Origin of the sequence: Pseudomonas sp. PB101 (assembly GCF_009764265.1) — a bacterium.
Taxonomy (GTDB): Bacteria; Pseudomonadota; Gammaproteobacteria; order Pseudomonadales; family Pseudomonadaceae; genus Aquipseudomonas.
Window position 1 is genome coordinate 98163 of record NZ_RWIR01000069.1, and the last position, 9625, is coordinate 107787.

The 9625-nt window shown below is 62.6% G+C and carries 3 protein-coding genes; all 3 read right to left on the reverse strand.

The features are described from left to right. Window positions 1-91: 91 nt before the first annotated feature. The 3 genes from recD to recC are packed head-to-tail and all read right to left on the reverse strand — an operon-like array spanning window position 92 to window position 9335. On the reverse strand, window positions 92-2200 hold the full coding sequence (gene recD / locus EI969_RS21475; protein ID WP_160389533.1) for an exodeoxyribonuclease V subunit alpha: 2109 nt from the start codon (window positions 2198-2200) through the stop codon (window positions 92-94). After that, window positions 2197-5886: an exodeoxyribonuclease V subunit beta gene (gene recB / locus EI969_RS21480; protein ID WP_160389534.1), complete on the reverse strand. Its 3690-nt coding sequence runs from the start codon at window positions 5884-5886 to the stop codon at window positions 2197-2199. The genes recD and recB overlap by 4 nt, the downstream gene beginning before the upstream one ends. After that, window positions 5886-9335 (reverse strand): exodeoxyribonuclease V subunit gamma, encoded by a 3450-nt coding sequence (recC, locus tag EI969_RS21485; protein ID WP_160389535.1) that lies wholly within the window; start codon window positions 9333-9335, stop codon window positions 5886-5888. Before recC ends, recB begins: the two co-directional genes overlap by 1 nt. Between the last annotated feature and the right edge of the window lie 290 nt (window positions 9336-9625).

Sequence of the window (9625 nt, forward strand, 5' to 3'; positions counted from 1 at the left end):
TGATGCCGCAACGATAGCACAGCGAGGAAATGCCAGCGAGGCCGCGTACTACGCAGCCTCGGACAATTTCCTACACACTGTTACTGACCCTTCAGTCGCTCGGCTCGCTGTTTTCCTTCAGTTCCAGCATCAGCCCGCTCAAGCGTTTGACCCGGCGCTTCACCGCCTCTTCAAAAACGCCCGCACGCGACTCGATCAGGGTGAACCAGTCCTTGGCCCGGGTGATTCCGGTGTAGATCAGTTCCTTGGTGAGCACCGGATTCAAGGCGTCAGGAAGAATCAACGCGGTATGCGCGAACTCCGAGCCCTGGGATTTATGTACGGTCATGGCGTACACGGTTTCGACATCATTCAGGCGACTGGGCAGGACAAACCGCACGCCGCCCTGGCCATCATTGCGTGGGAATGCCACTCGCAGAACCTGATGTCCAGTTTCATGGCCTTGTTGTTCCGGCAGCTTGAGGGCGATGCCGATATCGCCGTTCATCAAACCCAGCCCGTAATCGTTGCGGGTCATCAGCACAGGGCGACCTTCGTACCACTGCTGGTCGCTGTCGATCAGGCGTGCCCTCAGCAATGCGTCGGTCACTCGCTGGTTCAAGCCCTCCACACCCCACGGCCCCTTGCGCACGGCACACAACAACTGGAACGCGTCGAAGGCCTGCAACACTTGCCTGGCCCAATCAATCCAGCGCGAATCATCCAGCGGGCTGTCGAGTGGCGGCCGCTGATTGCGCAGCACGCTCAGGTAGTGCCGATAACCTTGCGGGCCCTCACCGTGACCGTCGAGAAGCAAACGCTCCAGGGCCCGGTCCTGCTCGCCCTTGAGGGACAGGCAATAGACATCGTCGTGGCTTCGCGCAGACAGCAACTTGCGTGCTTCTTCGGGTTGCTGCTGGTTGACCCAACGCGCCAGTTGACCAATACCGCTGCCTTCACCGAATCGCCGGGAATGGCGCAACATCACCACCTGTTGGGCCAATGGATGAGTGCCCTGCGTGTCCTCCTGCAAGCCGCTGGCCTGCAGGTTTTCGCCGCTGACGGCTTCCAGCCACTGGCGTGTCTGCGGGCTGTACCAGCCAGCCTCCGCGTCGCGACACAGATCCCCGAGTACCGCACCGGCCTCTACCGAAGCCAGTTGATCCTTGTCTCCCAGCAGCACGAGGCGCGCATGGGCCGGCAAGGCGTCGAGCAGGTTGGCCATCATTTCCAGGTCGATCATCGAGGCCTCGTCCACCACCAGCACATCCAGCGGCAGGCGATTGCCCGCGTGGTGCCGGAAATGGCGAGTCCCGGGCCGGCTGCCGAGCAGGCGGTGAACGGTGGTGACGTCGGACGGGATCTTCTCGCGTATGGCTTCGCTGACCTTCAAGGTGCGCACTTGCTGGCTGATGGACTCTGTCAGACGCGCCGCGGCCTTGCCGGTCGGTGCCGCGAGGCGAATGCGCAGGGGCATGCCGGCCTCGACCGCCGGTGCCTGGAGCAACGCCAGCAAGCGCACGACGGTGGTGGTCTTGCCGGTTCCCGGCCCCCCCGTGACGATGCTGAAGGCGCTGCGGGTCGCCAGGGCACAGGCGAGCTTCTGCCAGTCGATCACTTCACCGGGGCGGGCAGGACCAAACAAACCGCTGAGACGCTGGAGCAAGTCGTTGGGCGTGGATTCGTGCTCCGTCAGGCGCTCGCGCAACGAGAGGTCGATCCGTCGCTCGTAGGCCCAATAACGGCGCAGGTACAGGCGTTTCCCGGATAACACCAATGGCCGTTCGCGCACGCTGTCACGACTGTCGGCAGCCAGTGCGACCAGGTCGCTGGCGGCCAGGACCTTGCACCAGTGAGCCCCGTCCAGCGATCCGAGCAATTGCGAGGGCAACAGCATCGCGCCGCCTTGCACATCACCTTCGGGTGGCAGCGACAGGGCGAAATCCGGTTCCTTGAGCGTTTCGAACAGGTCGAGGCAGACATGCCCGTGGCCCAACTGGTGGCTGGTCAGCGCGGCGGCCAGCAGCACCAGCGGATCATCTTCCGGAGCCAGTTCATGCAGAAACGCCACAAAGGCTTTGTCCAGCGCGCGCAACCAGCCGCGCTCGACCCAACGCGTGAGCAACAACAGCAAGTCGTCGGCACGACTCAGCGGCGCCAGTTCGGCCAGGCTTTCGGCGGCCAGCGATGTCGGCAACAAATCGGCGAATGTGCGCTTCATAGCAGTACTCCCTGTTCCCAGGCGGGCTCGGCCTTGGGCTCTGGCTTGCCCTGGAACAGTCTGTCCAGACGCTCGATCAGTTCTCGTGGCGGACGGGTAAAAAACACGCCCTGGCTGGCCGCGCGCGTACCGCGCAAAAACAGGTACAGCGCACCGCCGACATGCCGGTCGTAGTCGTAATCGGCAAGCCGCGCCTTGAGCTGGCGGTGCAGGGCCAGCAGGTACAACACGTATTGCAGGTCATAACGGTTGTCGAGAATCGACTGTTCCATGGCCTGCGGGGTGTAGGCCGCATCATCGGCACCCAGCCAGTTGGATTTGTAGTCGGCAACGTAATAGCGGCCGTCGTGCTCGAACGTCAGGTCGATGAAGCCCTTGAACATGCCGTTGAGCTGCACCGGTTCGGCGGCCACCCGGGCCACGCCGTTATGGGTGTACTGGCACACCAGCGCATCGAGTTTCAGCACATCGACCTTATGGCTGGCGAACCAGAACTCCATCTCCACCTGGTATTGCGTCAATTGCTCGAACTTCACCGGGGGTTGATCGACGCCCAGATGCAACGGCGACTTGAGCAGATGCTGCAGCCAGTCGCTCAGCGTAGCGATCCAGCCCTCCCAGCCTCGGCGATTGCAGCGACGGGCAATGGCGTCGATCACATCTTGTGGCGCCGCGGCAAAACCCTCGCTCCCCGCCCATTCGAGCAAACCATGCAGGAAGGTGCCGGGGTTCGGGCCGCGCGGGAAGCGATGGATATCGCCGCCACCGGCAACCACTTCTCTGGGCGCATGCGGATCGAGGCGTTCGTCATCGAACAGTTTTTGCGCCTGCGGGCTCTCCGGGGCCTCGTCCGTGCCGACACTCAGGGTGTCGCCGATGCGCAACGCGCTGTAGGACGCGATCCACCAGTTTTCGCTGGCCTTGCGTTTCGGGATCAACGGAGGCAGCAGCGCCGCTTCGTTTTGCGGTGGCTGGTAATGCTCTGCAGTCGCTTCAGGCATCTGGGCATAGGTCAGCGCCGGGCAGTCCTGTTGCAGATCCCGCAACCACTGCTGCAACGCCGGGGAGTCGGCCAATGGCGCACCGCCACCCAACAGATAACCCAATGCGGAAAGGTGCAGCACCGAGCCATTGTTGTTGCCGCGCTTGAGATCGGCCACCCCCAGCCAGCAGGCGTGTTGCGCCCGGGTCAGGGCGACATAGAGCAAGCGCAGATCCTCGGCCAGACGCTCATCGTCAGCCAGGGCAATCAACTCTGGCGTCGGCTTCAACGTGACCTGGGCATTGCCTGATTCATCGTGGTAATGCAGCGGCAGGCGGCTGCCATCCACCGGTTTCGCCGAGCAAATGAACGGCAGGAACACCAAGGGGTATTCAAGGCCTTTGGACTTGTGGATGGTCACGACCTTGACCAGTTGCTCATCGCTTTCCAGACGCAGGATCTGCTCTTCGCCGGCCTGCCCGGACAACGCCAGGTGTTCGGACAGATGCCGGATCAGGGCTTGCTCGCCATCGAGTTCGGCGGCCGCCTGCTGCAGCAACTCGGACAGGTGCAGAAGGTTGGTCAACACGCGTTCGCCGTCACTGCGGGCGATCAGTGCCTGGGGCAGGCGGAAGTCGTGCAGCAGGCGACGCAGCATCGGCAGTACGCCCTGCTTGCGCCAGACTTCGCGATAGCCGCGGAACTGCATGACCCGGGATTCCCAGGCCAACTCGTCCTGATTCAGGCGCTCAAGTTCGCCCAGGGAAAGGTTCAAGGTGATGCTGGCCAACGCGGCCCGCAGCGGTCGCTCGACATCCGGCTCGGCGCACGCCTTGAGCCAGGTGAGCACGTCATGTGCCTCCTGGGCGGCGAACACCGAGTCCTTGTCCGACAGGTAAACACTGCGCACGCCACGGGCGGCCAATTGCGCACGAACCGCCTGGGCCTCCTTGCCGTCGCGCACCAGGATGGCGATGTCCGCCGGCAGCAGGCCCCGGAAGGTTTTGCCGTCCTGGATGAACCCCGCTTGCCCCTGCTGTCCGCCATTGAGCAATGTCGTGATTTCACTGGCGCAGGCCGCCGCCAGTTGTTGCCGGTACACCGCACCGGACAATGGCTGCTCGGCCGGCAAATGCCAGATGTTCAAGGCCGGCACTGCCTGATCATTGATGCGCAGGACTTCTTTGCGGCCCTGGGAGGCAACCGGCATGAACGGGACCGGGTTGTCGCCATTGTTCTGCCGAAAGAGGAAAGCGCCGCGTCCTGACTGCCGAACTTCGGCGCGTTCGAACACATGGTTCACCGCGTCGACCATGCCGTGGCTCGAGCGAAAGTTGGTGCCCAGGGTGTGCAGGCGGCCGGTGGTGGCCTGGCGGGCGCGCAGGTAGGTATGGATGTCAGCGCCGCGAAAGGCGTAGATCGCCTGCTTCGGGTCGCCGATCAGGAACAGACCACACTCGGGGCTGTTCTCTTCGATGCGGTAGATGCTCTCGAAGATCCGGTATTGCACCGGGTCGGTGTCCTGGAACTCGTCGATCAGGGCGACCGGAAACTGTTCACGAATCAGGGTGGCCAGGCGCTCGCCGCCATCGGACTGCAAGGCCGCATCGAGGCGCAGCAACATGTCGTCGAAACCCATTTCCGCACGGCGGCGTTTCTCTTCCTCGAATCGTGCCCCGACCCAGCGAGCCGCGTGTTGCAGCACAGCGGCATCAGGCGTTGGCAAGCCATCGAGACAGGCCTTGAGGCCGGCCATCGCATCGAGCCCCGGATGTCGAGGCGCTTCGCCCTTCCAGGCTTCGGCCATGCCGTCCGGGGTCAGGCGCGTGAAACCGGTGCCGATATCCAGTTGCTCGAGGGTTTCGTCCTCGGCCCAGGCCTTGATCTTTTCGAACCAGGGCTCGAAATAGCGAGCCTGCATCTTGCGACCGTCGACACTCTTGCTGGCAACGCCCTGGTGGCAGATGGCGAGCAACTCGTCCGCCCACTGCAGCCAGGGCTTTTTCAGGTCAATCAGGGCAACCCGTCGCTCTTGCAGGCATTGCGAAATCAACTCGGCGGGCTCTTTCCCTTCAAGCGTATCGCGCTCGCTGGCGAACAGCGCACGAATCCGCGGCAGCAGCGCCGCCGGACCGCCCCAGTTGCTGCGCACCCAATTCAGCGCGTCACCTTGCATCGGGTAACAGAACAGCCGCCAGTAATCGCGCAGGACCTCCCCGAGCAAGTCGCTGTGGTCGGTTTCCAGGGTCTGGGTAAACAGGCTGCCGCTGTCGAACGCGTGCTCGCGCAACATGCGCTGGCACCAACTGTGGATGGTCGACACCGCCGCCTCGTCCATCCACTGGGCGGCGATGTCCAGACGGTTTGCGCACCCGGGCCATTGCTCGGCCAAGTACTGATCACGCAACTCGGCAATCAGGCTGTCGGGGGCTAATGTTTCATCGCGGAAAAATCGTGCGGCCTCGGCGAGCCGCGTGCGAATGCGTTCGCGCAACTCTTTGGTGGCGGCGTCGGTGAAGGTCACGACGAGGATCTGCGGCGGCAACAGCTCACGTCCGAAGCCACTGTCCTCCCCGCCATTGCCCAGCACCAGCCGCAGGTACAGCGCGGAAATGGTGAAGGTCTTGCCGGTCCCGGCGCTGGCTTCGATCAACTGACTGCCACGCAGCGGGAAGGCCAGGGCCAGGGGTGTCTTCGAGCTCATCAACGCGACTCCTCGCTGGACAGTGAACGCCAGGGTGCTTCAAGAAGCGGGCGATAGAGTGCGTCACACCAATCGGGGAACGTCTCATCGGCGGCCAGGGCATCGTAATCGGCGAACTGACGGGCGAGCGCCGGGCTTTCGCGACGCTCCCCGTCCGTGGTCTGCCCGTCGCCTTCATAGGCCTTGCGCGCAGCGGCCTGGGCTTTGACCGGGTCGGTTTGCCCCAGCCACGCAAAAGCTGTCTTGACCGCGATCGGCAACGGCTGGCGCATGCCCGACTGCCAGGCCGTCAACAGGTCACAGAGGATCTTGCGCGCAGCGGCCGCGTCCAGAGGCGCGAGCAACAGGCTGTCGTCGCTGGCCACCAGCGCGGTGGTCAACATCATGCCGCTGGCACAAGCCACCAGGTGGGTGAGCCACGGGCGTGTCAGCCGATGCCATTTGCGCGACTTGATCGAGCCGATGCTGTTGGGAATCGTAGTGATAGACAGCAAACCACCATCGGCGCGCTGATGCAGGCCGCTGAGCCAGCCCTCGATGTGCAGGCCTTGCAGTTCAAGATTGACGGGCAACGCACTACCCAGAGGTGTCGGCCACAACGCCAGGAGCTGTTGGTGGCGTTGCAGCAGGTCAGGCAATGGCTCGATCAACTCGCGTTGCAGGCACTCGCCGAACCCGGCCATGGGCAGCAGTCCGCTGTTTTGCAGACGTTGCGCCTGATCCGCCAGTGCCTGCGCGGTATTGTCCGGATCAGCCAGCGCCGCTTCGAGCAATCGGTCGCTGAGGCCGTAACGCTGCAACGCATCGAGGACAAAGGGCTCTTCATCGGCCAGCGGCACTTCAGCCGCCTCGAAGAAGACCTTCAGTCGCTGGCTGAAAAAATGCCGTACCGGATTGCGCAGGAAATCCTGCAGTTGACCGAGACTCAGTGGTTCATCCTGAACGTGAGGCCCGAGCACTTCGGCGCTCGCCTGTTGCTCTGCCGCTTGATGAAGCACCTGCCATTCGCTGGCGTAGCTGAACGACTCATCGCCTTCGTGAAAGTAGCGGGCGCTGAAGGGTTGCAGCGGATGTTCCCGGGTCATGGCCGCAAGCAGATCCTCGTCACTGTGTGCCGATCGCCAACCGCTGGCCAGGTGGTCGCGCAACTGGCCGATCAGTACCGAGGCCGGTCGTTCGCTGTTGTCGCGGATGCTGCGGCCCACCCAACTGATGTAGAGCTGGTCCCGTGCCGACAGCAAGGCTTCCAGTAGCAGGTAGCGGTCATCCTCGCGCCGGGAGCGATCGCCCGGACGGTAGTCACTGCCCATCAGATCGAAGTCCAGCGGCGGTTGCGCGCGCGGATAATCGCCGTCATTCATGCCCAGCAGGCACACCAGCTTGAAGGGGATGGCGCGCATGGGCATCAAGGTGCAGAAGTTGACGGCTCCGGCCAGAAAGCGTTGGGACAAACGGCCCTGATCCAGACCTGCAAGCCAGGCTTCGCGGACGACGGTCAGCGGCAACTCGTCCTGCAACCCGACGGATTCGCAGGTCTCGAGCCAGGTCTCGCGCAGCTCCTCGAGCTGGGCCAGCAAGTAGTCATCGTGTTCATTGCTGGCAAGGAAGAACAGCTGCACCAACCCCTGCAAGCGCAAGCCCCATTGCTGCGGAGGGGCAGGCTGAGAGAGTTCGTGGTGAGCGACTTCCAGCGCGTCCAGCAGAGCAACCAGCGGACCGATGAGCGCGGCGTCCAGGCCACCGATTTCGTCGTAGGGCTCGATACCCGCATAAGCATCGGCGCTGCCAACGGCATAACCGAGCAACATCCGGCGCAAACCGAAACGCCAGCTGTTTTGTTCCAGTTCATTGGGCAGCCCGAGCCCGGCACGTTGTTCGGCATTCATGCCCCAGCGAATGCCGGCACCCTCGATCCAGCGGTGCAGCGTCGGCAGGTCACGCTCCTCGACACCAAAACGAGCGCGCAATGCCGGAACGTCCAGCAGATCGAGAATCTCACTGACGGGGAATCGGCTGTCAGGCAGCTTGAGCAGGTGCTCGACCGCAATCAGCAATGGATCGCGACCACGCTGGCCCTGGTCGGCCAGGGTAAATGGAATGAAGCGCGGATCCTTGCGGTCAAGCTGGCCAAACACGGCACGAATATGCGGGGCGTAGCTGTCGATGTCCGGGACCATCACGATGATGTCCCGCGGCCGCAGTGTCGGGTTGGCGCTGAAGCGCGCGAGCAGTTGGTCGTGGAGGATCTCGACCTCTCGCTGGGCGCTGTGGGCAATGTGAAAACGGATCGATTCGTCGGTCTGCAAATCGATGGCCGGCCAGCGTTCCCGAGTCTCGTTGAGGGGACGCAATTCGAGGATATCGTCCTGCAACTGGTTGAGTGCATTCAGCGGCTGACCGTCACTGAACAGGTCGATGCGCCCGTCGCGAAATGCCGAGCGATAGCTGTTGGGATCGTCGTAGCTGTCGAGCAGGTTGATGTAGTCCCGCCCCTGCTTGCCCCAGGCTGCCAGTAGCGGGTGGGCATGCTGGTGCAGGGTTTGCGGATCGATCACTGCCGGCATGCCACTCTTGCGGGCCTGACGTTTGTATTGATGCCGCAACAGGTCTTTATCGGCGACGATGTCCGCCCAATGGTGACGACACGGGTTGTGTACGCACAGCAGGACCTGACTGAATCGTGCCAGTCCCGCCAGCGCTTCCAGGGCTTGGGCAGGCAGCGAAGAAATCCCGAAAACGATCACTCGCGAGGGCAATCCCTTGGGGGCGACTTCGAGGTTATTTATGCGTTCGACAAAGCGCTGATGGACACCGGCACGGCTCTGCGCCATGCCTTCTTCTCCCACATCCAGCAAGAGTGCGCGCCACAACTCTGCCTGCCAGCAATTGGCCGGACTCAGTGGCTTGGCTTCGCCCCTGGCGCTTCTTGTCTGATGTCGTCCTTCTGCCCAGTCTTCGAGCCAGTCAGCCCGATAAACCTGGTACTGGTCGAACAGATCCGCCAGTCGCTCGGCCAATTGATAACGTTTGCGCAGATCGCTGTCATGGGTCAGGAAACGCTGCAGCGGCTCGAAGTGCGGCTGGTTGATCAACTGCGGCAGCAGTCGCATCAGACGCCAGGTCAGCGGTGCTTTATCGAGCAAAGACTTGGCCGGAATTTCGTCGCGGCCAAGGACCATGCGATAGAGCTGCCACATGAAACTGCCGGGCAACTGCACATCGATGGCGGCAGCGATTCCGCAGCCGCCCATGTCGTCTTCCTCAGAATCTTCCGCCAGTGCCAGCTTCAACCATTGGGCAATGCCATTGCTTTGCACCAACGCGATTTCATTCTCCAGGGGAGCCAGCGGGTAGCGCCGCATCCAGCTGACCACCAGACTGCGCAACTCGTCCAGGCGGTTGCCGTGAACCACCATAAAACCAGCGCTGAGGGACGTCGCGTCCGGCATATAGGCTTCCTTGGAAAACAAATTCGAGGGACGACTTTAGCATTTGTAGGAGCGAGCTTGCTCCGGGCGGCGTTCCGACGATGGTCGTCAACGATGACGCTGGCTGTCTGGGGCCCCGTGGTGTCCTGGCGTTTTTCGCGAGCAGGCTCGCTCCTACAATGCGGCGCAAAAACAAAACCCCAACTGCTTTCGCAATTGGGGTTTCGGAATTTAATCTTGACGATGACCTACTCTCACATGGGGAAACCCCACACTACCATCGGCGATGCATCGTTTCACTGCTGAGTTCG

Bases quoted from the DNA above. Each gene is read 5' to 3' on its own strand.
- recD (WP_160389533.1), bottom strand. From the start codon at position 2,200: ATGAAGCGCACATTCGCCGATTTGTTGCCGACATCGCTGGCCGCCGAA.
- recB (WP_160389534.1), bottom strand. From the start codon at position 5,886: ATGAGCTCGAAGACACCCCTGGCCCTGGCCTTCCCGCTGCGTGGCAGT.
- recC (WP_160389535.1), bottom strand. From the start codon at position 9,335: ATGCCGGACGCGACGTCCCTCAGCGCTGGTTTTATGGTGGTTCACGGC.